Genomic DNA, 24753 nt, shown 5'->3' on the forward strand with positions numbered 1-24753 from the left:
TTTCTACTCCGTTAAGGCTCCTCATGAGCCTTTATTTGTTTGCTTCTCTGTCTGCGCTGGCGCAGACAACTCCCGACTCCAGCACATTTATTGACCCCCGCGACACACTTCGACGGCAACTCGACGAAGAACGCCGTCGACTGATTGACCCACAAACCGGTACTGTACCCTATGAGCGGTTGGATCAGGCGCGTCAGCAGGTTCTCCATCCAAAGTCGCAACCAGGCTCGACAACCAATCAGACTGGCATACCTGGCATTACATGGCAGGAGCGGGGACCAGGTGATTTTGCCAGTGTACGCACTATGCTGGTTGACCCGAATGATCCTACTCATAAAAAAGTGTGGGTAGGCTTGGCAGCGGGTGGTCTATGGTACACCAATGATATCACCAACACGACACCCACATGGACCTCGGCTTCCGATAATCTAGCCGGCCTTATGTTTGGTACATTAGCCGCTGACCCCTCGAATCCGCAAATTATGTATGCAGGCACCGGGGAAATGAATTACAGCTACAGCACCGGCATTTGGAAGTCGACAGATGGTGGCGTAACCTGGAATATACTTAGCAGCACTGTGCCAGGCGGTAACCACCCTTCGTTGGGTCGAGCGTTTGATTACGTAAACGGCCTTGTTGTGAATGCGAATGGCCAAGTACTTGTTGGTTCTCGTTATGGGCTGTTGAAATCAACTGATGGTGGCGCGAGCTGGCAATTTATACTGGCACCCAATCAGGGAATTGGTTTTGGTACGGCCACCGGGAGTTATTACAATGACATGGTGTCTGATCTCGAAATTGCTGCTGATGGATTAGTGTATGTCAGTCTCGCGTCTAGCCGTGTGTTTAAATCGACTAGTGCAGCGGCTACATCGTGGGCTGATATTACACCATCCGGCGTGACGGGCGATCGCACTGAAATTGCCGTGGCCCAATCGACTAGTGGATCCGGGCAAATCCTCTACGCCGTGTCGAGGCTTTATAACAACGTTGTGTATGGTCAGGATGTTAAATGGTTCAAAAAAAGCACCGATGCAGGCGCAACCTGGACCGATGTACCGATTCCAACCATTAGCACTGATAGCCATTTTACGTTTGGCTATGGTTATCAGTATATGCAGTTGACCGTTAGTCCAACCGATCCCAATATTCTGTTTGCAGGAGGATATGGCCTGTTTCGAAGCATAAACGGTGGTACTACCTGGACAGAGTTATCCGGATCGCCGGGTCGACTATATAACCAGCGGGCAATACAATTTATTCCTGGTGCTCTTGGTGTACTTGATGCATCGTTGCAAGGCATTTATTGGTTGGCAGACGGGGCCAATGCCGTTACGGTGTCGCCAAGAGCTGCATTACAAACGTCCGGAATCAGGGCTGGCGCTGCTTATACACTATCGATGAAGAGTAGTCCGGGCAGCAATTATTTTCTGGCAAGTATACAACCCAAAGGCATTGTACAAATGAATGCGGCAGGTATCGAGACGAGAAGCAATACCCTATGGGATACCCGAAGCACAAACTCATCGTTCATAGATGGCAACGAGCCCAGTCTGCAGGTCTTTGCCAACTACAATGACGTGTACTCTTATAACGGCACGTCATATACTCGGCTCCTGACAACTTATAATTCCCAGTTTGCTGCTGACTACGATAGTCAGAGCAATACGCTTTATGTATACAACTATGAGAATAACCAGCATGTCATACGACGTATTACAGGCATTGGCACCTCACCGGTAAGCACTTCATTTGTGCTGACAGGCTCTACCGACCAGGCGTTGTATATGAAGCTCAATAGCGACCGTACGACTCTGATTGTGGGTAGTTTTGGCGGCAAAGTTTACAAAATAACCAACCTCGCCCAGACCAGTCCGACCGTTGTCCGGATTGATAATGGTGCCCTGCCAGTAGCGGCAGTTTCATGTATTGACCTAGGGGCCACTGATAACGAACTTCTCGTGACGTTCTCGAACTATGGGGCACAGTCGGTTTGGTACACTAATGATGGTGGGAATCTTTGGCAAGGTAAGGACCAGTTGAATTACGGCCTGCCCGATATGTCTGTCTGGACAGCGTTATTCAATCCGCAGAACAGGCAACAAGTATTACTTGGCACTGATCTGGGCGTTTGGACGACGACCAACATAACGAATACCAACCCGGATTGGACGGTTGCGGGCGGGTTGCCTTTGTTGCGTGTCAATCAGCTTCGTTACCGCGCTTCCGATGGAAAGGTCGCTGCGGCTACCGTGGGACGCGGCATCTGGACAACCGACGCCTTTGCCATTCCGTATACCCTGCCAACTGTGACGTTGACTAGTGTAGATAACCGGACGCTGTGTGCAGGTAGTACAATGGCCGTTTCGTTTACTACATCAGGTACGTTCGATCCCTCGAACCAGTTTGAAGTCTGGATCTCCGATGCCTTAGGCAGTTTTTCCAACCAACGCCGTATTGGGGCTGGAGCCAGCAGTCCTGTATCGGTCACCCTACCAAGTAACAGTAATATACTACCTTATGGCACCAACTACCTGGTCAAGGTAGTAGCCTCTTCCCCTGAAATTGAAAGTGCGGCGAGCGAGCCATTGGCAATCGGTAATTTAAACTATGCCTACGTACTCGATCGTAGAAATAGCTCCGGTTCCGGGCAAATTTGTAGCGGTGGTCAAGCTACGTTGTCTATCCGTGCTCAAAATTACAGTGGGGTTTCAGTCGCTGTTGATCAGTACCGATGGACTAAAGATGGCGCAGTTATTAGTGGAGCTACAAATGTTTCATACACAGCTTCGTTGGCAGGCGTATATTCTGCCTCTGTAGTGCAGGCAGGCTGCGTACTAGTAGCGTCAACCTATTCATTGGGTTTCAGCAGTTCGCCTGGCGTATCATTGTCGTCAACTAACTATGATGTCAGCCAGTGTGCTGGCCAAACGGTTAAGGCATCTGCCCTTTATGTAGGCGATAATCCGTCATATCAATGGGTCAAAGATGGCACGAATGTACCTGGCGCTACTACTGCATCGTACGACATAACACAGACAGGCCGCTATGAAGTAGTGCTTCGAGACCAGTCTTGTACCTCAACGGCAGGTACGTTGCGTTATCAGTTCGGTTCGGCAGTTGATGCAACAATCCAATTTAGCTCCTCGGCCGATTCGCTGGTATGTGCTGGTTATAGCACCACCGCTTATGCCTACCTCAATAGTTCATCGAAGTTTGATTTTGTCCAATGGTATAAAAATGGGGTGGCTCTTTCAAATGAAAACAACGGGTATTACTACACACAAGGTCCAGGCGTTTATTCGGTTACAGCTCGGCAGGGCAACTGCCAAACTACATCCAATACGTTGACACGAAGGGCTGTTCAGTACGTACCTGTAACTATATCCAGTTCCGGCAGCAGCAACCTATGCCCTGGCGAAAGCCGAACGCTGTATGCACAATCAGCTACCAATTCGTCCTATCGTTGGCAGTTGAACGGAGTCGATATTCCGGGGGCAACCTCCTCATCCTATGCGATATCGAGTAGTGGCGTTTATACCGTACGAGATTCACTTGGGCGGTCCTGTGGCGCTGTGTCTGATGCGCTCTCGTTTACTTTTAATAATGCCATACAACCAAAAATTGTGGCTGGATCAGATATTAAGGCATTAGAGTCTTGTAACGGTGGTTATTTGTACGACATTGATTGGACAAGCGGCTCAAACAAACTATCGGGATATACGTATCAGTGGCAACGAGATGGCATCAATATCTCAACCGGACCGGCCCTATATGCCGGATCAACCGGTGTTTACACTGTTCGCGTTACCAACGGCGCCTGCACAGGTGTCTCGAGAGGTGTATTCGTAAAAGTGGGATCAATGCCCAAACCTACAATCACGGGCGTAGTACGGGAGCGTTGCGCCAATAATGTCGTGAATCTATATTGCTATGTGAATGGCAATAGCTCCTATCAATGGAAACGGAACAGTATAAATATCCCCGGTGCTACGCTAACTAACCTCTACGCTACTGAATCGGGTAAGTACGCTGTTGTGGTCACAGATGGGAGCTGTACAAGCGAATCTGATCCAATCGATGTGAAAATTGGTGAACCTACGGCGGCTACGATTACGGGCGATGCTGTGATTGGCGCGGGGCAAACAACGTACCTGCCTATTGTCTTTAGCGGGCCTGCGCCCTGGTCGGTGACGCTCAGCAACGGGCAGGCGGCTACAGCTGTAACGCAGAACCCGTACCTGATGCCGGTAACGCCCGGCGCAACCACCACTTATACCATTGGTAAGATAGCAAATGCCTGTGCTACAGGTACATCGTCGGGTAGCGCTGTGGTTACGGTTGGGTCGGGCAGTGCCGATGTATCGCTCGACATGGTTGTTAGTTCACGCACGCCGCGGGTGGGTCAGGTGGTTAGCTACTCGCTGATCCTGACCAATGATGGTCCGGAAGTAGCCAATGGGGTGCAGGTGCAAAGTAGGCTACCGTTGGGTGTTTCGTTCCTCAGCAGCGAGTCGCCAGCCATTACGAGTGGGAGTGGGGTTGTGAACGTGGCGGTAGGGACGTTGCCTGTCGGAATACCCACAACGTTTGTGTTCCAGACAATTATTTCCACTCCCGGCGTCATGTTAACCAATGCTCAAATCATTGGCTCACAGACTCCCGATCCGGATAGTCAGCCAAATTCGGGCGTTGGAGCCGGGCAGGACGACGAAGCGCAGGTAGATTTACGCACCACTGAGGAGGGGCCAATCATGGCGTCGGTCAATCCGAATCCGGCCGTATTGCCACGGGTGATCAGTAACCAGCCCACAGCCAGTTCGTCGGCGGTTGAATTAAGCCTGCAAATGAACCTGAACAAATTGCTGGTATCAGTAGCGCAGCAGGAGGTGGTTACAGCTACGTTAACGGTTCGTAACCGGAGCGCCATCACGGCAACGGGTGTTGTGGTGCGGGTACAATTGCCAAACGGGGCGGCTCAGGTTACGCCGGGCTGGCAGGTGGTAGACACGCAAACAATCAACGGGTTTCTGAGCTCAATTCCAGCGGGCGGATTGGCCACGCTTCAATTGTTCTGGCGCCCTTCGGCCGATGGTGACCTAAAGGCGCAGGTCTTCGATGTGGCCGAACCTGCTACCGGCTTTACGCCCGGCAATGGCTATTCGCAGGGCGAAAAAGACGAAGCCCAGGTACGTGTTCGCAGTAAATAATCGTTAGAACACCTCGTTCAGGTTAAAATAAAGTCCTTTTGAGCCGCCCGCGCCGAAGCCGTAATCAATGGCTAAATTGGTGCGGGCGCTTTTGTTTACCTTCACCCGAAGTCCACCGCCGAAGCCAGGCCAGATCTGAACGTTTCGTTGCTGAGACCCCACTTCCAGGCCCTTGGGGATACTACCCGGCCAGGGGCCAATTGTCTGGGCGTTGGCGAATAAAACGCCACCAATAAGGCCGTTGGCAGTAAGCTGCGTGCGGTATTCGGCTTCGGCGTAATAGAGTGAGGGGCCACGCAGGCGCCCCATCGCGTAGCCTCTTCCAGTGTTATTGTACGTATCCCAACCAGTGGCAGGAAGGTCCAGATAGGGTACGTTGCCGCCAAACGTAACCCAGTTAAAACTCCAGAGGGCCAGTTGCTTCTCCAGCCGCCCGCCGAGCGGAATGTACTTGCGATAGTCGAGCCAGAGGGCCTGATAATTGGTGCTGCTGCCCAACTCGCTCAGGTACGTTCGGAATTGCGCCAGCAGATATGATCCCCCTTCCGGGTTGTTGGGATTTCCCCGCCGATCCCGCAGTAGCCCCACTATGATACCTGAGGAAGTTGATTGCCGGTTCAGGCCATACCGAGCGTAGTCGGTTGTTTGTCCGGCAGAGTTACCATTCAGAATGTCGAAATGGCGATCAAGCGTATAGCCGATTCCCACCATGTAATCGAGGCCAACCGCTTTATACACGGTTTGATGTAACCGAACATGGTTGTAGTCTACGTCGCTGGCATTAGCCAACTGCGTGTGGCTTCCTAACCCGTAAGTCGTGGTCGGAAAGTTGTAGAACCGCCAGTCGACCTGAATATTGAATCCATGGCCGGGCGTCCAGATATTGCCGAGTGCGGTTGCCAGTACCTGATTGTATTGTGAATAACCACCATACAAATGAACGGTGGACAGCCGGGTATGCGGGGTATTTTTCGGATAGAACGACGAGGTAAGAATAGCGCCGCCGGTAATGCCCGTGGCTGGCTGGTAGTTGAGAGAGGGCAGTACTGCCCACTGCGGTTTTGTGCCTAAGCCCGAATCGGACCGGGGAGCAATGGAGATACCGAACCACTTCTTCGCCAGATCATAGGCGTCGATCTGCTCGGCACGAGATGTGCTGTCGGTGATAGACTGGGCGTATGTTAAGCTGGTTAATAGGAGTGGAACAATACCCAGTAGACTAGTAAGGCAGTGTAATGGTCTAATCATTCAGTGTAGCGGATAGTCAACTCGGTTAACTATCCGCTACGCCAAACGGTTCGCCCACGTTGCACAGATTGTATAAACGGCGGGTAGGTACCCATAACCGGCTACGAGTAAGCCAGATGCGGAATTACTTTTTTAGAGCTGCCAGCGTTTTTTCATAATCGCCTGTTTCTTCGCCGGTTTCTTTGGCTTTTTCCAGCGCTTCCTGCTCAACGGCAACCGCTTCAGCTTTACGGCCTACTTTACCTAACAGTTGGGCATGCGTGTCCAGAAAAGCTGCCTTACGGTCGAGCGAAACCATCCGGGTCGACCAGACAAGTGCTTGCTGAATGTCTTTGGCATCGCTCATTTTTTCGAAGTAAGTCCAGGCGAGGCTATTCAGTTTACCAGCTACCTGCTGGGTTTCGATGGTCTTCATCATCTCGGCATACCGTTTGAAATTCTCCGTAGCCTTCATTGAATCGGGCACCATTTTGGTCTGATCCATGAATTTCTGGTAACTGGCTGCGTCTTTTGCTTTCAGGGAATCGGGCGAAACCGCCAGCAACTCGTTACCGATGGCGGTGGCCATTTCTCGGTATTTGGGTACGTTCTTTGTTCGCAGGTAGAAATTCATGCGGCTGTCGTTGGCGGCCGTTTTCTGATCGGCCGCTGAAACAGCTTTCCCCGATAAGGCTGTGCGCAGTTTCAGTGAGTTGGCGATGGCCTGATCCAGTTCGGCTTCTGTTTTGGCCTGCCGTTCGTCGCGCCCAACGGCCTGGCTAACTGCCTGCATGGCAGCCTGAACGCTCTTCATGCGTGAGGGGTCGAGGCGCATGCTTTTGATCTCGTTCAGGAGGGGCTCAAACGCCGGTGATTTGGCGGTGGTAAGATTACCCGTTACGGCGTCGATGTTTTCTTTCGACAACCATTCGGCCTGTGGGGCAGCCGTTAGAAAAGCGTCGAGTGCTTCGGCGTTGGGCATGCCCAGTTTGGCCCGCTTTGTCAGGTACGTTCTCAGAAACTCGGCATCACGCTTGCCACCCTCATACTGCTTTTCCATAGCCGACAGTGGGTTTGGGTCGTTGGCTGCGCTGATCGCTTTATCGGCTTCGTCCAGAAAGCCTTTAATGCCGCCGTAGCCAACGGCCCGATGGATCAACTCGCCACTGGCCGATACGTAAAGCGAAGTAGGATAGGCCGTTACGGCGTATTTCCTGGCTACGTCGATGCCTTCGCCTTTCTCGGCGTCGATCTGGTAGCTGATGAAGTTGGCGTTGAACTTCTCGCCCACTTTAGCATCGGGAAATGCCTGTTTGGCCATCAGCTTACAGGGGCCGCACCAGGTTGTGTAGATATCGACAAAAACGGGTTTGTTCTGCTTTTTGGCTTCGGCCAGTACGTCTTTCCACGAACCGGTGAAAAATTTAATACCTACCGGGTCATCGTTCGCAGGTACGTTGGCGCGCGTCAGGCCGGTGGCGAAAACGAAGGCGAGCAATAAAGACAGTCTGATGGCGAAAGGACGTAGTAAGGCTTTCATAGATGTAAACTGATTAGTTATGAATAAGCGGCTGGAAATGTAACGATTTTATCTTAACTAATTATATAGTTGAAAGGCTGATTTCGTAAGTGGTAATCGTTCCCCGAATTAATGGCCAAACGTTGTCAATGTTTTCTCATAATCGGCAGGGTTTTCGCCGGTAGCTTTTACTCGTGCGATGAGTTCCTGCTGTTTGGCAATGGCTTCATTTTTCCTGCCCAGCCGATGGAGCACCCGTGTTTGGGCGTCCAGAAAAGGCCAGGCTGGCAGTAGCAGGGTAGCCCGCTCAGACCATGCGAGTGCCTGCTCAAGATCAGATGGGTTGGTCATGACAGATAGGTAGGCGGTCGTGAGTTTGTGCAACTCATTGGCAACGTGACCCGAATAAAATCCCTGCTGAGACTGGGTGGTGACTCCTGGCTTAGCAGGGATTTTTGCCTGCTCTGCCGAATAGGCGTCTAAAGCACGAAGTGAATCGACCGACATGGCCATGAATCGCTTACCGACGGCTAGCGCCAACGTGCGGTAACCAGCCTGGTTCCTGGTGCGTTCGTAGAATTCCATTCGTAGCTGATTGATCAAAAAAGCGTCATTATCAGCCGTCATTTTCCCATCAGACGAGATGTGATTGATACGCCGTTTCAGGTTAACCAGCCGGTCGAGGTCGGCCGCTGTTGTTGCCTGGATTGATTCTGTCTGGAGGATACGGTCAGCTTCTTTAATAATGGTCCAGCGCGTGTTGGCCGTTGCTTTGTCGTCGCCTTTCAAGCCGCTACCATACGCCAGTAGCCACTCGAACGACGACGACGAAGCAACTTGGTTATGTTTGGCAATCAGGACTATAGTTTCTGCCGACGACCAGTCTGTCTGTGGGATTTGGCTCAGGTACGTTGCCAGGGCTTCGGGGTGTGGTTGTCCTGTTTCGGCACGTTGAATCAGGTACGTTCGCAGGAATGGGGTATCACGGCGACCACTTGCATATTTTGCCTCCAATTCCGACAGTTTTGATGGGGCTTTGGCTGCTTTGATCGCTTCATCTGCGTCGGCAAGCAGCCCGGCAATATCGTCATACCCTTTGGAACGGTGAATAAGGATGCCATCCGGAGAAAAATATAGTAAGGTTGGAACAGCCATGATGGCGTACTCCTTACGTAACATGGGGCCTTCACCCTGTTCCATATCAATCTGGTAATTGATAAACTTCGCATTGAACGCAGCCGCCACCTCTGAGTTCGGGAAGGCCTGTTTCTCCATCTGTCGGCACGGGCCGCACCAGACAGTATGCACCTCAACGAAGATGGGCTTGTTCTGCTTCCTGGCCTCAGTCAGCAGTTCTTTCCACGAACCGGAAAAGAACTGTACGCTAGCTGGCCTGTTCATACAAGCTCCGAACGTAATGGAGAAAAAGGCCAGCCATACTACCAGCCGCAGGTAGTGGATTAGGTTTTTCATGATGAGTAAAGAGAAGGAATGAGATACGCTATGATGCTGGTGTTGCCCGGATTCCATACTGTTCGGGTCCGTATGTTTATTGACTGGTAGTGGGTATGGCGTTATGAAAGAAAGCAGTCTGGTTTACAGAACAGAACGGGTTGGCTGCTGGCTGAACCAATCCAGAACGGGGCTTGTCTTTTTTATAGATGATACCAACAAATACACCCCCGTCTGGCCCGCCCGTTGGCGCGGTACCAACAGGAAAAAAAGAAGAATCAACCGAGCAGCTCAGCTGGCGCGATCGGTTTGCGGCCTTGGGAAATCTGCCCGCCTTTTTTAAACTGGTGTGGGAAACGTCGCCCGCATTATTTGTCAGCAATGCGTTCCTGCGGCTGATTCAGGCAGCCATTCCGGCCCTATCGCTCTACGTGGGCAAGCTTATCATCGATCAGGTAGTGAACCTGACAAAGGCGGGTAGCGGAACCGATACAACGTACCTGTGGGAGCTGGTAGCGGCCGAATTTGGGCTGGCTATTATTTCCACCGCCATTGGCCGGTCTGTGTCGCTGATGGACGGGCTGCTGGGTGATAAGTTCGCCAACGCCACATCGGTCCGGATTATGGAACACGCCGCCGAACTGGATCTGGAACAGTTTGAAGACGCCACCTTTTACGATAAACTCGAACGGGCCCGGCGCCAAACCACAGGCCGAACGGTGTTGTTGTCGGGCGTATTTGGGCAGGTGCAGCAACTGATCTCGGTTGCTTTTCTGGCCGTTGGTCTGGCCGTGTATAATCCGTGGCTGTTGTTGCTGATTGCCGTAGCCGTAACGCCTTCGTTTATCGGTGATAATTATTTCAATCGAAAAAGTTATTCATTATCAAGAAGTTGGACGCCAGAGCGCCGCGAGCTGGATTACCTCAGGTACGTTGGTGCCAGCGACGAAACGGCCAAAGAAGTCAAGATTTTTAACCTGTCGGGCTTTCTCGTCGATCGGTTCCGGACGTTGTCGAACGAGTATCTGAAAAAGAATCAGGCCATTGCCATCAGTCGGGCGGGGTGGGGTACGTTACTGACGGCGCTGGGTACGGCAGGCTATTACGGCGCCTATGTCTGGATTGTGCAACGGGCCGTAACGGGGCAGATTTCGCTGGGTGATCTGACGTTTCTGGCGGGGTCATTCCGGCAGGTACGTGGTTCGCTGGAGGGTATCCTACTGCAGTTCAGCAGCCTGACGCAGGAGGCCATTTACCTGCAGGACCTGTTCGATTATTTCGCCATTCAACCGGCCATTCATTCGCCGCGCACTCCCTTGCCTTTTCCGAATCCGGTACGTACGGGGTTCACCTTCGAGAACGTCGGGTTCAAATATACGAACGCTGATCGCTGGGCGTTGCGCGGGCTGTCGTTTACGCTGCACATGGGCGAGAAACTGGCGCTGGTTGGTGAAAACGGGGCCGGAAAAACCACGCTCGTTAAGCTGCTGGCCCGTTTGTATGACCCGGCCGAAGGGCGCATTCTGCTCGACGGACAAGACCTTCGCGATTATGACCTGACCGACCTCCGGCGTAATATCGGCGTGATCTTTCAGGACTACATCCGCTTCAAAATGTCGGCGGGAACAAACATTGCCGTAGGTGATATCGACGAGCGAACGAATCAGCCCCGCATCGAATCGTCGGCGCAGCGCAGCCTGGCCGATTCGGTGATCGCCAAGCTGTCGGGCGGGTATCAGCAGCAATTGGGTAAGAGCTTCAATAAAGGCGTGGAACTGTCGGGTGGTGAATGGCAGAAGGTGGCGTTGGGCCGGGCCTACATGCGCGATGCTCAGTTGATTATTCTCGACGAGCCTACCGCCGCCCTTGATGCCCGCGCTGAGTACGAAGTCTTCCAACGCTTTGCCGATCTGACGCTGGGCAAAGCATCCGTGATCATTTCGCACCGGTTCAGCACCGTTCGAATGGCCGACCGGATCCTGGTGCTGGAAGGAGGGACGCTTCTGGAAATTGGTTCGCACGAACAACTACTGGCCATGAATGGACGCTATGCCGAACTTTTTGCGCTACAGGCGCGGGGGTATCAGTAGCGGAACCGTTGTGCCGGAACTCGTCATCGCATAAGCACCAGGCGGCCCTGCATAGGGGGAAGCTTGGGGTCGGGGTGGACAACGTACGTATATACGCCATCAGGTACGTCGTCGCCGTTGAGTTTACCGTCGAACCCTTCCTGATCGGCGCCTATAGCATGGTAAATAACGGTGCCCCAGCGATTGAATACGGTCACTTCGGCCATTGGGTAAGCTGCGAGATTAATCAGACTCCAGCGGTCGTTTATTCCGTCGCCGTTCGGGCTAAACGCCTCTGGAATATACAGGTGATCAACTACCGTGATGTGAATGGAATCGGTAGCTATACAACTGCCCGCGTTTTCAACCCAAAGTGTATAGGTGATCGACGCTTTGATGGATTCGATCTGGGCGGCGGGCGACTGGGTATCAGTCAGGTACGTAGCAGGCGACCAGCGGAACGAAATCGGGTCGCCGGTTAGGTTGGGTTGCAGTATAAGGGAATTACCCCGAAAGGTGAGCAGTTCCTCATCCATCTCGATGGTTGGTATCGGATGCACGATTGCCGTCTGGCTGGTTGTTACGGCACTGCATTCTGAGGCGGGGCGTACTGAATAGGAGATGGTGTGCTTCCCAAGACCGGCAGTGGCGGGCGTAAACACATTGCCCGACGTACCTGGCCCCACGAAAACACCCCCGGCGGGCGTTCCCATCAACACGTGTGGCAGAGCCTGGGTGCCGCAAAAATTCGGAATCGTAACGAGCGCTGGCGTCACCGGCGGCACGGCGCTGACCGTCAATGGTGGTGAGGTACCCCGGCAACCGTTGGCATCGGTGGCCGTAAGGCTGTAGGTACCCGCTGTTCGGGTGCTGTAGAGGGCGTCTGTCAGGGCGGGAATTGGCGTTCCGTTCTGCTGCCATTCGTAGGTGATTCCGCCATCGCCTGCCAGTATAAGCGGGTCAGCCGGACATACGCGGTTGAATCCACTGACAGATTGCAGGGTAGCTACCACGGCTGGGGCACGAACCAGTTTGATCTGATCGCTGCTGACTTTACAGCCCAGGGTAACGTGGGTGAGTACGGCCTGATAAAGTCCCGGCTGCGTGGTTGTGAGCGAATCACTGATCTGTCCGGCTATGATCTGCCCGTCGCGCGTCCATTGGTAACTCACGTCAGGTACGTCAGACAGATGTAAGACGGCCGATCCGTAGGTCGCGCATAATTGGCCTGCCGAGGTAAGTGTGGGCTTGGTATTCAGTGAGTTAATGGTCAGGCTCTGCGCGCTGCCCACCTTCGTACAGGTATTCTTCAGGGAAACCCGAACCGTATACTCGCCCTGTTCGCTGACAACCAGACTACTGCTGGTAGCATTGGCCAGATTTACTCCGTCGCGTTGCCATTGGTAGTTCCAGTCAGGGTTCAGGGTAGAAATCAGGGTCGTTGATTCGCCGGGGCAAAGGGTTGTTTTAGTAACGGTGGCTGGCAGATTGCTGATCTGCGCCGCCGGGTCGGGAGCCTGCGCCGGGGGGCAGTCGACAACCAGGAGCTGAAAGTCGCGCCGAACTTCCCCTATTTTCTGCCCATTCCGGTATTCGTCGACCCGAATGGCAAAGACAAACAGGCCTACTTCAGATGCCGTTACCGACAATTGACCCGTTTGCGGGTTAATGCTCAGGGACGGGCTGCCATGAATGGCGTTGGTTGCCGAAAAGCCCGATAAAAAGTTAACCGACGGATAGGGGCCTGCTGCGGTAGCGTTGCCATTCAGCACGTTCAATGGGGTTTCCATGCTGTAGCGTAGCTCGTCACCGTCGGGGTCAGTGCCGCCAAAGGCGTACGTAAACGGCTCACCCATACAAACATATTCGCCATTGACCGGCACAAATTGCGGCGACGAATTATTGATGTATTTTCCCGTGGTAGTCAGTGCTGGAAATTCCAGGTAGAAGGTAAAGCCCGTTTGGAGCGGACCACTCAGGTTGTTGATGCCTCCATTCCGGTTACGGGTTTGGTAGGAGAGATAGTAGCCTTCAGAGTCTGAATATTGCCCCGGCGATAATTGAATATCTGCCGTGAAGGTGGCAGTAATAAAATTCAGGTTGCGCTGAGTAGCGCAAAAGGCATTGTCATAAATAATAGATGATCGTCGCCCCGATTCTCTGGCTGTGAACACAACCATCTGCGCATTGTTGCGCTTACGATAAATGGCCAACGTGGCAGCGGTAACGGCTGCTGCCCGGTTATTATCTTCGAAGTAATTGGTGACCGTGACAATGAAATGGCCGGGTACGTCGCCAACGGCCCGCATCTCCAGATGCCCGCCAACCTGGTGGGTGGCCCAGACCGTCAGCGGAGACAGTAGGGCAAGACAACAGAGAACATGGTAAAACAGTCGGGCCATGCGCTAGTAAGTCAGGGGAAGAAGCAAATTACTCACGCTACAGGTAGCAACGAAACGCTTTGTGCATCAAGGCAATAGAACGCCGTTAAGTGTTGCTTTACCTGCCTCGCAGATACGTTGAAAACGCTGTGCTGGTTGCTTTTTTGCGCCCAAAACGATTGGCCCCTCATTTCCACGAAATGGTGTGGAAAGAGGGGCCGTGTTTGCTTGATGAAGTAGTGTCAGGTACGTTGCCGTTACCCCTGATCTTCTTCCTGGCTTGGTCCGCTGCTTTTCTTGCGCTTGCGGGGTTCAAACGTCATTTTGCCAATCCGGTAGCTGAACGTCATCTTGATGTTCTGGTTGTACATCCGGTTTACGCCGGTTTGCTGCAGGGTCGGCGATGAGAAGGTAGAGGTCATCTGAACGCCGCCGATGAAGTTTTCGGCCGCCAGGCCAATGCTTCCTGCTTTGTTGTTGATGTCTTTCCGAACCCCCAGCGAGTACATGTACATACCGCCCTGTTGACCCTGCAATTGCACCCGCGGGCCGCTCACGAAGGTATTGGCCTGAAGCCCCCAGCCCTTGCTGAACTGAAGCTGCGTGGTTAGTCGGCCGCCGATAACGAAGCCAGAATTCTTCTGCGTAATCGACTTGCCATCGAGGCCCGCCACCTGACCTTCCAGCGTGCGGTAGTACAGGTCAACGCCGCCGTTAATGCTCCATTTTGACGTGAGCTGCACGTTGGCAAACACGTTGCTACCCAGCGTCTGCTCGAAACCAACGTTGCGGAACGTGGTGACAATACCGCCCGGGATCGAATCGGATGGCAGACGTACCTGCGTAATGGCGTTGTTGGTCTGGCGGGCAAAAATGCTGGTGTTCAGATACACTTTCTTGATCGTCGTGCTGAGGCTCAGTTCAATATTGTCTGTCAGTTCGGGGTTGAGGAGCGGATTACCCTTGCTGATGTTCTGCGGGTTCGATGCGTTTACGTTCGGGTTCAACTGCTGCAGAAAAGGCCGCTGGATACGCCGGTTGTAGGCGGCTTTCAGCGTAGTGGTCTGGCTCAGTGATTTCGACACGTTGAGGCTCGGAACCAGATTGCCGTAGTCGGGAATGGCCAGCCGTTTGCCGGTAGCGTCGAACGCATCAATGTTGGTGTGCTCGTAACGGGCACCTGCTTTCACCGTGTATTTGCTTCGGCTGGCATAGGTGTAGGAAACGTACCCAGCCTGAATGCCCTGCCTGTAATCAAGCGATCCGGCGGTGTTGCTCAGGTCGGTGGTGAAAACCTCGGAGTTGCCGGTAGCAATCAGGTACTGCGATTCGCTATCTACCTGCCGCATCGTGACTTTACCGCCCGTTTCAATCAATTGGCGTGTTCCCAGCGGGGTTTGGTAGTCGGCCTGAAGCACCATCTCCTGGTTGGTGTTGTCGTTCAGGTTTTTCTGCCGGCGAAGGATCTCATTACCGCCGTTGAGGTAATTGGCCGTAAAGTTGTTGGTCACGTTGGCCTTGCTCATCTGCGCTGAGAAGCTCAGTTCCTGCTGCGGTTTGTAGGTGTGCAGGTAGTCGATGCTGGCATCAATGCTGTTCGACAGGTTCTTGCTCGATACATCCCGGTTGGTGGTGCTGAGATACAGGTTGTTCATGTACAGGTCGGTCAGCAGGTTTTGCTGCTGCGTGAAATTACGCGTTCCGAACCGGACACTGGCCGAGATAGATTCGTTGGGTTTCAGGTCATAATCGCCTCCCAGCGTGTAGGTGCCAAACAACGGGTGGTCGCTTGAGCTTCCCTGTTGTACCGTCCGTTGTGTACCGGAGGCCGTTTGCGTGGTCTGATCCAGGCTCGTTGAGGAGCGGTTGTACATGGCCCGGCCGTAGGCACCCAGCGTCAGGCCGAGTTTACCTTGCCGATACGCGCCGTTCAGGCCCAGGTTAGAGCCGCGTGTGCCGCCGCCAATGTCGCCGTTGAGGGTCAACCCGCGCAGCGTATTTTTCTTGGTCACGATATTGATGATACCGGCCGATCCTTCCGCGTCGTATTTGGCCGATGGGCTGGTGATCACCTCCACCGTCTTGATCAGATCGGCCGGAAGCTGTTTCAGGGCATCGGCCACGCTGGCGGCTACAATGGTGCTGGGCTTGTTGTTGATGAGCACGCGGATATTACTGCTGCCTCGAAGGCTAACGTTACCGTCCAGATCGATCGACAGCATCGGCACTTTCTTCAGAATGTCGGAGGCATCGCCGCCTTTGGCCGTCAGGTCCTTTTCGGCGTTGTAAACCAGCCGGTCTACTTTTTCTTCAATCATAGCGCGCTGACCCGTCACGGTCACCTCGCCCAGCAGCCGAACGTCGGGAGCCAGAATAACCGAACCCAGGTTGAGGTCGGAGTTTTTCGTCAGTTTAATTGGGGCTGAATTCCGTGTTTGGTAGCCGATGAATGAGTACTGTAATTTGAACTCGCCTTCGGGCAGGTTCTTGAGGTTGAATTTACCGCGTCCGTCGCTGATGGCCCCATCAACGGGCTTACCAGTGGTGGCGTTTATCAAAGCTACCGTAGCGTATTCAACGGGCTGGTTGGTCACTGAATCGGTGAGCACGCCACTCAGTTTGGCGCTGCCTTTTGGCGCTTCAGGTGCATCGACGCCCGGTACGAATTCTTTCTTTTTTCGGTCATCCTGGCCTTGTCCTGGACCACGCTGGCCTCCAGGGCCACCTCCCCAGCCACCCATACCTCCGCCACCACCACCTGGGCCGAATTGGGCGTTTGATACGGTCGGAATCGAAAGGATACCGAGAAGAAGTAGCGAATGTATAAAACGATTCATAGTCAACGTATTGTATAATTGTTGCAACAAAGGTTGGTGCACGGGGCGACTTACCGAAATGAGTGTAGAGACAAAGCCTGTATGTGCCGACAAGCAAGGCTTCACCCACGACGCCCCTCGTAGGGAGAGTCATAACTGTTGTAATGTCGTGTCAGTCAGCATAGGGAGCAGGCGCAGTTGAGGAAGCACTATTGGCTTATCGACACATCAGGGGGCTACGTCGACAGCCCGGAAGTAACTGTCTGAAAACGCGTACCTTCCGTTTATGAAAGTTCTTGAACGTAATCAGGTTTGGCTGCATGTACTGGGCTGGACCTTCTTTGCCGGGTTGCCGTTTCTGACGTTACCGTCGTTTTTCTGGAATCAGCAGGATCTGATCAGCATCGGTACGGCGCAGTTGATGACGGGCCTGGTCATCGCTACCTGCTTCTATTATAACCTGCGCCGGCTAACCCCCGATCTGTTGACGAACCACGAAGTAAACCGGTTTGTCTTCACGTTGCTGGGGATGTGGCTGGTTGTGATTCTGGTAAAACTGGCCTGCTTTTATGGTGTTCCGGCGGGGGTGCATTTCTCGCCAAAAGGCCGTCGGCGTCAGTTTTCGCCCTGGCCAGGCGCAGTAAGCGTATCGCTGTCGTTTGGTTTTGGCATTCTGCTCAGTTCACTCATCGCCCTGGGGCGGCATCATGCCCGGGTACGCGACCAGCAACAACAAATGGCGCTGGGCAAAGTGTCGGCCGAACTCGCCATGCTGAAATTGCAGGTGAGTCCGCATTTCCTGTTCAATACGCTGAATAATATTCGCTGGCTGGCCCGCAAAAAGGCCGATCAGACCGAAGAAGCGGTATTGAAACTCTCGCAGTTGCTGCGGTACATGCTTTACCAGGCGCAGCGCGATCATGTGCCGCTCGTGCAGGAGATAGAGCATTTACATCACTACATCGATCTGCAGCAGATGCGCCTGAATGAGCGGCAAACGGTTTCGTTTGATGTGGAAGGTCCGGTAAACGGGTTGCTCATTGAACCCTTGCTGTTTATCCCGTTTGTTGAAAACGCGTTTAAATATGGCCTGCATGGCCAGGAGGCGAGCCATATCCAGATTCATCTGCAAGTGAGCGAAACCACCCTGTCGTTTTCGGTATCGAACCCACTATTTGCGGCTTCCGGCGCTTCATCCGAAGACTCGGGCATTGGTATCGCCAACGTAAAACAACGGCTGGCCCTGCACTACCCCGACCGGCATACGCTGACCTACGGTGCCCGTTCTGGTCATTTCAGCGTGCATATCGTGCTGCAACTGCCAACGGTAAGAACAAGTGCACCAATGGCTTTTGCCACTAAATGAACGCATCCTGTCGGCATAGGCTTCTTCCCGAAGGGGCGCATGCCAACAGGATGCGTTAACCATTCCCATCTGAAAAAATGCGCTGTATCGCCATAGATGACGAGCCGTTCGCGCTGGAACTGATTGCCGACGACATTCGGAAAATCCCGTTCCTGAACCTGGTTGGTCACTTCAATAATCCGCTCGACGCCTACGATCTGATCCGGCGTGGCCAGGTTGACCTGATCTTCCTGGATATTCAGATGCCTACGTTGACGGGCCTGCAGTTTCTCAGAACGCTGACCAACCCACCCATGGTGATCCTGACAACCGCCTACGAAGAGTATGCGCTGGACGGATATACGTTCGATGTGGTCGATTACCTGCTGAAACCCATTCCGTTCGAACGGTTTCTGAAGGCTGTTTCAAAAGCCTACGACTTGTTTTTACTACGTCAGGGACGTACCCAGGCCCCGCCAGACCGAATGCCGGAGCGCCAGCCTGTTGCTGAGCCGATCGAAGAAGCACCGGCAGAAGTGACGGCCTCTCCCGAACAGAACTTCTTCTTCGTGTTTTCAGAATACCAGGAAATCAGGATTTTCTTCGATGATGTGCTCTACGTAGAGGGGCTGAAAGACTACGTGAAAATATATACCTCGCAGCAGGTACGTCCTATTCTGAGCCGCCTCACGCTGAAAGCCATTGAGGCCAAACTACCTGAGAAACTGTTTTGCCGGGTTCATAAATCGTTTATTGTTGCGTTGCCAAAGATCACTGCTTTTCAACGTACCCGCCTTTTCATCGGGCCGCAGGAAATTCCCGTGGGCAGCAGTTACGTCGACGAGTTTGAGCGGCAATATGGCGTGCAGTAACAAAAAACAGCCAGCCTCGGTGACGAGGCCGGCTGCGTTACGGCTCGGATACGAAATCCGGTATTATAAAGTACGAACGTTATTCTCTTTGTAAGTAGTATTTGGTTCTGCCATCGGCGGTATTTCTTCTACGTCGACATCGATGCGGCGAACTGTATCGCGAATCGTTTCGTCGTGTTCATCCACCTTCGTGCCAACAGTTACTTCTTCCACTACCCGTGCCTCTTTGCCAACTACGGCCCGTTCGGCGTATTCGGTCAGCGTTAGTTCACCTTCATCGAAGGTAGTGAAATCAGCGTCGGTAGCCACCCGGTTCACAGGGGTACGTTGCACAACCACTCGCTCTGAGCGTAGGCGGACATTCTCCTCAACGGGCCGCTCGATTATCCGGCTACGTACCCGAACGCCGCCCGTTTCAACCGTTTTCTTACCTACCTGCACGTTTTCTTCAATGACTGGCGCCGACAGCGTTCCGTCACCGCGAACCACATCCGACGTACGATCTGTATCGGTCACCGACTCGTTTGTTGTGGGTGCATCTGAATAAGTCGTGCCTGTGTTGGTATAGCCCGACACGCCTCCGGCCAGATCGGCGGTTGCCGGCGGTACCGTACCCGGAAATACCTGCCGGTTATATTGTTCATATTCAGTTGCTTTCTCGTCGATGTCTACGGCGCCGCAGGCATCCAGAATATCGGCGGCCCGCTCAGCCATATCGTCCGAATCGGCATGTACGGTTACAATAGAACTACGTTGGCCTACGGTTGTGTAGCGGCGGTCATCGTCGTTAGTACCGAACAGTGAACTGAAAAAGCCGCCAATTCCTCCTTCGTTGGCTGTATCATCGTCATCGGCCGCATCATGAGCGTAGTCGCTGGTGCGGATCGACAGGTCAATATTGGTCCGGTCGAAACCGCCATTTACCAGCCCTTCTACAGCACTTTGTGCCTCACTGGCTTTGTCGAAAACTCCAACTACGGTCTGTGCCATGATCAAACTGGGTTTGTTAAGTAATGAAAAGAAAATAGGCTAAGGCATTAAGTAAGCTTGTGAGCCGAATCAGACTGACTGGCTGTAGTTGGTTCAAGCCGATCGATAGCTACGGTCTCTGACTTTGTTTTAATTACTTGATGATCAATTGCCTGTTCCTGCCGTCGGGTAATTCTGACTTCTTCAACCAGCACGAGCCTGATCGTTGTTACTACTTCTTCCCGCACCACCGGCAGCACCAGCGTGTCGCCTTCCTGACGGGAAAGTGGCACCTCATCGACCACTCGATTGATGGGTACTCGTTCCACGTCTATCAGTTCATGCCTCACAGGTACGTCGATCGTTTGTGTTTCTTCATGCACCTGTTTAGCCACACGAACCCGTCCTGTTTCAACCCACTCGGTATGCACCTGCAACTGCTCTTCGATCACCGGAATAACCACCGTCGATGAAGGAGCTACCTGATCGTCGTTCAACATGAACGGACTCGATGGGCGGGGCGAATTTGGGTTAGGTGGAAACATTAACTATTAATCCGATAGAGTTAATGTAAAGAACGAATATTATATACGATGGTTATTAAAAAAGACGGATCGTCTGGTAATCACAACGGCTAGTGGCCGCTAATTAGTTGATTGCTTGTTGGTTATGGGTCATTAATTTTTTGTGATCAACACATCAACCCGTTTACTTGTCGTACTGGTTTGTCTGGCTTGTCCAGCTGTCTATATTTGGCGTGATGAAGCAACAGGATGCTTCGTCGTAAACGGCCTGCTGATGCCCTATTACGGTTATTTCAATGGAGCTATCCAGCCCGTCGATCAGATTGGCGTGGGCATTACGGATCTTGGCCTGTTACGCGGCTACGGCCTGTTCGACTATTTTCTGACCTACAACGGCAGGCCTTTTCAGTGGGATTTATATTGGGCACGCTTCGAGAAGTCGGCCGGGCGGATGAACCTGCCGCTGCCGCTTACGAAAGAGCAAACGTACCCAATCCTGCTCGATCTGCTGGCGCGGTCTGGTGAACCAAACGTGGCGTTTCGGTTTATCATGACCGGTGGCTACGCGCCTGACAGCATCAGTATTGTCACGCCAAACCTGCTCATGCTGTCAGAGCCTATTCACCCGGTGCCCGAGTGGCAGTATGAGCGTGGTATCCAGGTTATTCTCGATGACTATGTGCGGGAAACTGCCGAGGTGAAAACGACCGATTACAAGCGGGTGATGCTCTTACACGGAGCCATTCAGGCGGCTGGTGCGCAGGATGTGCTGTACCATAAAGACGGTGAGATCAGCGAACTGAGCCGCAGCAACGTTTTTCTGGTTATGGGCAACCGGCTTGTTACGCCCAACCGTAATATTCTCTACGGCGTTACCCGCCGCACGATCCTCGATTTAGCCAGAGACGATTTTCAGATCGAAGAGCGGCCGGTGCTGCTCTCCGAGTTATACGAAGCCAGCGAAGTATTTACGACCAGCACGAATAAAAAAGTACTGCCCATTGTCCGGATTGGTAATCTGCCAATTGCCGATGGGCAGGTTGGGCCCGTATCGAAACAACTGCTGGCGCGCTTTATGGCGTTTACGGGCCGCTAGTCAACAATACTGGTGTGGCCTCACTGCTGCGAGGCCACATCAGCCACTTACGGAATGATCCAGGTTCCCTGTGCCCGCATCACCTGCTCAATAACATCGCGAACGGCGCCATGACCGCCTGCTTTTGGCGATATGTAATCGCACACCGCCTGAATCTCATCAACGGCATCGGCCGGGCAGGTACTAAACAAAGCCGGGCGGCTCAGAATATGGTAATCGGGCAGGTCGTCGCCCATGTATAAGATCTCCGACTCAACCAGGTTGTCCCGTTTCATATAGCCCAGGTAGACATCGAGCTTGTGATCAGTGGGCCCGCCCATGAACACGTTTTTGATGCCCAGAAAGGCGAGCCGTTTCCGAACGCCATCCTGATTGCCTGCCGACAAAATAGCCACGTTATAGCCCGATTTAATGGCCCGTTCAATGCCGTAGCCATCTTTAATGTTGAACGTCCGGTACATCTCGCCGGAAGCCAGCGCGTTGACACTGCCGTCGGTCATCACGCCGTCGACGTCGAAAATAAAGGTCCTGATCTGTTTGAAACGGTCTGTCATGGAGCAAATGTATGCACGCTTTCCTTGTCCCGGCGTTATTCATGGCCATTTGCCTTTGGTGTCACGACTAGTTATTCGTAACTAAAATAGCAGATGACCGGTACGGCGCAGCGTAATGACACCGAAGGCAAATCACCACCTAATGACCGGTAGCATCCCTACCTTTGCCGGTATGAATCCTACTCAACTGCCAGAGGCCTTTCGGCAGCAGATGCAACAGCAACTTGGTACCGAATTTCCTGCTTTTGAAGCAGCCCTTGGTACGCTACCGCCGGTAAGCATCCGGCTGAATCCGCGTAAATCTGGTTTCGATACAACAGATAAAACACCTGTGCCCTGGTGCGAAGGAGCGTATTACCTGCCCGAACGTCCCGTTTTTACGCTCGACCCGCTGTTTCAGGCGGGGGCTTATTACGTACAGGAAGCGTCATCGATGTTGTTGGCCGAAGCCGTGCGGCAAACCATTGGCCAGCGGAAAGCTTATGCTGGTCAGCCACCCATCCGCGCGCTCGATCTCTGCGCAGCGCCGGGTGGGAAAAGTACGCTCCTGGCTTCGGCCCTGCCCGATTCCAGCGTGCTGGTCTGCAACGAAGTGATTCGTACCCGGATTCCCATCCTGCGCGAGAACATGGACAAATGGGGGTATGCCAATGTGGTAGTCAGTCATCATGATCCCGAAGAGTTTGCGCCATTGGCCGGTTATTTCGATCTGGTTATGGTTGATGCGCCCTGCTCGGGTGAAGGCCTGTTCAGAAAAGACCCGGCGGCGATAAATGAATGGTCGCCTGATCATGTGCAAATGTGCTCGCTGCGACAAAAACGCATTATGTCGGCGGCGGCTCCGCTGGTGGCCGATGGCGGCTGGCTCATTTACAGCACCTGCACCTACAACGATGCCGAGAACCTGGAGATGATCCGTTTTCTGAGCGAAAATGGCTTCTCGAACCGCCCGCTCGACCTGCCCGCCGATTGGGGCGTTGAGGCCAGAACGGTTGGTGATGCCGTGGGGTATCAGTGCTATCCGCACCGGGTGCGGGGCGAGGGCTTTTTTATCAGCGTATTCCGGCGGCGGGCAGCGGCAACAGCGCCCGTTACCCGGAATCGCGGCTTCAAGTCGGCGCGGCCTGTACACCGGAAGCAACTGGGTACGTTGCGGCTTTTCCTGAAAAACCCGGATGCGTTTTCGTATTGGGAAAAACCCAATGGCGATGTCATTGCTGTACCGCTGGGTCTTGAGAAAGAACTGGTGCTGATTGATACTGTCTTACATAACAAAGGGTTTGGGCTTGACCTCGGCGTATTTAAAGGTACTGATTTCATGCCCGCTCATGCGCTGGCCCTTAGTACAGAGCTGGCTGATGGCCTACCCGGTGTTGACCTGACCCTCGACGATGCCCTTCGTTATTTCAAAAAAGAAAATCTGGTGTTGCCCGACGTACCCAGAGGTTGGTTGATGGCTCGTTATAAGGGGCTGCCGTTGGGCTGGATGAAAGGCGTTGGCTCACGCATCAATAACTACCTGCCGAAAGACTGGCGTATCCGTATGGAAATTCCTGAGTTTTGAGGATCGTGTTTACGATGCTTTTCTGTTGTCCCGACGAATGAGGGGTCATGGCATTCCCCCGGGATGATGAAACCATCGTCGTACACTTGTACTTCCTAAACCTTACTTGTATGAAACGGATTTTACTGGTTCTGGCTGGCCTGCTGGTGTTACTGGCAGTTGTGTACGGCTTCGGTCCACGGCCACAGTTTGCTCATTTACCAATAAAGACCGCGCCGCTTCCTGCCGACCTGGCTACATTGGAACGCACGATCGCCGAATCAGAAAAAGGGGCGGGCCTTAAACCAGACAACGAAGCGCGGATTATCTGGGCCGACAGTAATCGGAAGGCTAAAACGCCGGTCAGTATGGTGTATATTCCCGGGTTTGGGGCAAGCTGGGCCGAAGGTGATCCGGTTCATAAACGGCTGGCTGCCCATTTTGGCTGTAATCTATATCTGGCCCGCCCGGAAGAACACGGCCTTACCTCGCCCGATGCCCTTAAAAAATTAACGCCCGAGAGCTACGCTGCGTCGGCCGAACGGGCGTTGGCCATTGGCAAGGCGCTGGGCGATCGGGTAGTGGTGATCGGTACGTCGGCGGGCGGCATGCTGACGCTGTATCTGGCCGAGCGCCATCCTGAACTGGCTGGTGTGGTGCTGTATTCGCCCTGTATTGCTACAGCTAACCCCGCTCTTAAGCTGGCTACCAAACCGTGGGGCGTGCAGATCATGAGGCAGGTGTTGCAGGGTGATCACGTCAACGTGACGCATTACAAGCCCGACCGTGCCCGCTACTGGCTGACCCAGTACCACATCAACGGACTGGTAGTGCTACAGGCCATGATGGATGAATATATGACACCCGCTGAATTGGCCAGGGTGAAACAACCGTTGTTCCTGGGTTACTATTATAAAGACGACGACCATCAGGATAAAGTAGTCTCGGTAGCGGCTATGCTGGCGATGTATGACCAACTGGGTACGTTGCCCGACAGGAAAGAAAAAGTAGCTTTTCCGAATGCGGGTGAGCACGTTATCGCCTCACATTTTACGTCTGGTGATCTGAACGGGGTGTACAGGGCATCGGAACGGTTTCTGACCAACGTTGTGAAGCTGAAGCCTGTGTTGGGTACGCTGGCCTCTAAATAATGATATGAGGCGTAGCTTTGCCGTC

At 53.2% G+C, this 24753-nt stretch carries 15 protein-coding genes; 7 read left to right on the plus strand and 8 right to left on the minus strand.

Features of this window, described 5'->3' with window-relative positions; genetic code table 11:
- Positions 1–23 precede the first annotated feature (23 nt).
- Positions 24–5210: a DUF11 domain-containing protein gene (locus J2I46_RS27045; protein WP_207332215.1), complete on the plus strand. Its 5187-nt coding sequence runs from the start codon at positions 24–26 to the stop codon at positions 5208–5210.
- Between the two features lie 3 nt (positions 5211–5213).
- On the opposite strand, the gene J2I46_RS27050 is transcribed toward J2I46_RS27045, so the two are convergent.
- From J2I46_RS27050 to J2I46_RS27060, 3 genes are all read right to left on the minus strand, one after another.
- Positions 5214–6458: a BamA/TamA family outer membrane protein gene (locus J2I46_RS27050; protein ID WP_207332216.1), complete on the minus strand. Its 1245-nt coding sequence runs from the start codon at positions 6456–6458 to the stop codon at positions 5214–5216.
- Positions 6459–6582: 124 nt separating this feature from the next.
- Positions 6583–7977 carry a thioredoxin family protein gene (locus J2I46_RS27055; RefSeq protein ID WP_207332217.1) on the minus strand — a complete coding sequence of 465 codons (1395 nt, stop codon included), beginning with the start codon at positions 7975–7977 and terminating at the stop codon, positions 6583–6585.
- A gap of 108 nt (positions 7978–8085) precedes the next feature.
- Entirely contained in the window at positions 8086–9429 is a 1344-nt protein-coding gene (locus J2I46_RS27060) for a thioredoxin family protein (RefSeq protein ID WP_207332218.1), read from the minus strand.
- Between the two features lie 188 nt (positions 9430–9617).
- Between J2I46_RS27060 and J2I46_RS27065 the strand changes: the two genes are divergently transcribed.
- Complete coding sequence (locus J2I46_RS27065; protein ID WP_207332219.1) at positions 9618–11498, plus strand: ABC transporter ATP-binding protein; 1881 nt, start codon at positions 9618–9620, stop codon at positions 11496–11498.
- 23 nt (positions 11499–11521) lie between these two features.
- Here J2I46_RS27065 and J2I46_RS27070 read toward each other — a convergent pair whose 3' ends face one another.
- Together J2I46_RS27070 and J2I46_RS27075 are read right to left on the minus strand one after the other, a co-directional pair.
- Positions 11522–13879 carry a T9SS type B sorting domain-containing protein gene (locus J2I46_RS27070; RefSeq protein ID WP_207332220.1) on the minus strand — a complete coding sequence of 786 codons (2358 nt, stop codon included), beginning with the start codon at positions 13877–13879 and terminating at the stop codon, positions 11522–11524.
- Between the two features lie 236 nt (positions 13880–14115).
- Positions 14116–16695 (minus strand): TonB-dependent receptor, encoded by a 2580-nt coding sequence (locus tag J2I46_RS27075; protein ID WP_207332221.1) that lies wholly within the window; start codon positions 16693–16695, stop codon positions 14116–14118.
- Between the two features lie 265 nt (positions 16696–16960).
- On the opposite strand from J2I46_RS27075, the gene J2I46_RS27080 reads away from it, so the two are divergent.
- Positions 16961–18040, plus strand: a complete 1080-nt coding sequence (locus J2I46_RS27080) for a sensor histidine kinase (protein ID WP_207332222.1) — start codon at positions 16961–16963, stop codon at positions 18038–18040.
- Between the two features lie 77 nt (positions 18041–18117).
- Positions 18118–18891 carry a LytR/AlgR family response regulator transcription factor gene (locus J2I46_RS27085; protein WP_207332223.1) on the plus strand — a complete coding sequence of 258 codons (774 nt, stop codon included), beginning with the start codon at positions 18118–18120 and terminating at the stop codon, positions 18889–18891.
- A gap of 63 nt (positions 18892–18954) precedes the next feature.
- Here J2I46_RS27085 and J2I46_RS27090 read toward each other — a convergent pair whose 3' ends face one another.
- On the minus strand, positions 18955–19881 hold the full coding sequence (locus J2I46_RS27090; RefSeq protein ID WP_229379970.1) for a YsnF/AvaK domain-containing protein: 927 nt from the start codon (positions 19879–19881) through the stop codon (positions 18955–18957).
- 47 nt (positions 19882–19928) lie between these two features.
- Positions 19929–20405, minus strand: coding sequence for a YsnF/AvaK domain-containing protein (locus J2I46_RS27095; RefSeq protein WP_207332224.1), 477 nt, complete (start codon positions 20403–20405; stop codon positions 19929–19931).
- 253 nt (positions 20406–20658) lie between these two features.
- On the opposite strand from J2I46_RS27095, the gene J2I46_RS27100 reads away from it, so the two are divergent.
- Positions 20659–21480, plus strand: coding sequence for an aminotransferase class IV (locus tag J2I46_RS27100; RefSeq protein ID WP_207332225.1), 822 nt, complete (start codon positions 20659–20661; stop codon positions 21478–21480).
- 47 nt (positions 21481–21527) lie between these two features.
- Here the strand turns inward: J2I46_RS27100 and J2I46_RS27105 are convergent, their stop codons facing one another.
- On the minus strand, positions 21528–22034 hold the full coding sequence (locus J2I46_RS27105) for a KdsC family phosphatase (RefSeq protein ID WP_229379971.1): 507 nt from the start codon (positions 22032–22034) through the stop codon (positions 21528–21530).
- Between the two features lie 172 nt (positions 22035–22206).
- Between J2I46_RS27105 and J2I46_RS27110 the strand changes: the two genes are divergently transcribed.
- Positions 22207–23598 (plus strand): methyltransferase RsmF C-terminal domain-like protein, encoded by a 1392-nt coding sequence (locus tag J2I46_RS27110; protein ID WP_229379972.1) that lies wholly within the window; start codon positions 22207–22209, stop codon positions 23596–23598.
- Positions 23599–23708: 110 nt separating this feature from the next.
- Positions 23709–24728, plus strand: coding sequence for an alpha/beta hydrolase (locus tag J2I46_RS27115; protein WP_207332227.1), 1020 nt, complete (start codon positions 23709–23711; stop codon positions 24726–24728).
- Positions 24729–24753 lie beyond the last annotated feature (25 nt).

It is taken from the genome of Fibrella forsythiae, assembly GCF_017353175.1.
GTDB lineage: Bacteria > Bacteroidota > Bacteroidia > Cytophagales > Spirosomataceae > Fibrella > Fibrella forsythiae.

Coding starts and splice junctions, on each gene's coding strand:
- J2I46_RS27045 (WP_207332215.1), top strand. CDS start 24: ATGAGCCTTTATTTGTTTGCTTCTCTGTCTGCGCTGGCGCAGACAACT.
- J2I46_RS27050 (WP_207332216.1), bottom strand. CDS start 6,458: ATGATTAGACCATTACACTGCCTTACTAGTCTACTGGGTATTGTTCCA.
- J2I46_RS27055 (WP_207332217.1), bottom strand. CDS start 7,977: ATGAAAGCCTTACTACGTCCTTTCGCCATCAGACTGTCTTTATTGCTC.
- J2I46_RS27060 (WP_207332218.1), bottom strand. CDS start 9,429: ATGAAAAACCTAATCCACTACCTGCGGCTGGTAGTATGGCTGGCCTTT.
- J2I46_RS27065 (WP_207332219.1), top strand. CDS start 9,618: ATGATACCAACAAATACACCCCCGTCTGGCCCGCCCGTTGGCGCGGTA.
- J2I46_RS27070 (WP_207332220.1), bottom strand. CDS start 13,879: ATGGCCCGACTGTTTTACCATGTTCTCTGTTGTCTTGCCCTACTGTCT.
- J2I46_RS27075 (WP_207332221.1), bottom strand. CDS start 16,695: ATGAATCGTTTTATACATTCGCTACTTCTTCTCGGTATCCTTTCGATT.
- J2I46_RS27080 (WP_207332222.1), top strand. CDS start 16,961: ATGAAAGTTCTTGAACGTAATCAGGTTTGGCTGCATGTACTGGGCTGG.
- J2I46_RS27085 (WP_207332223.1), top strand. CDS start 18,118: ATGCGCTGTATCGCCATAGATGACGAGCCGTTCGCGCTGGAACTGATT.
- J2I46_RS27090 (WP_229379970.1), bottom strand. CDS start 19,881: ATGGCACAGACCGTAGTTGGAGTTTTCGACAAAGCCAGTGAGGCACAA.
- J2I46_RS27095 (WP_207332224.1), bottom strand. CDS start 20,405: ATGTTTCCACCTAACCCAAATTCGCCCCGCCCATCGAGTCCGTTCATG.
- J2I46_RS27100 (WP_207332225.1), top strand. CDS start 20,659: ATGCCCTATTACGGTTATTTCAATGGAGCTATCCAGCCCGTCGATCAG.
- J2I46_RS27105 (WP_229379971.1), bottom strand. CDS start 22,034: ATGACAGACCGTTTCAAACAGATCAGGACCTTTATTTTCGACGTCGAC.
- J2I46_RS27110 (WP_229379972.1), top strand. CDS start 22,207: ATGAATCCTACTCAACTGCCAGAGGCCTTTCGGCAGCAGATGCAACAG.
- J2I46_RS27115 (WP_207332227.1), top strand. CDS start 23,709: ATGAAACGGATTTTACTGGTTCTGGCTGGCCTGCTGGTGTTACTGGCA.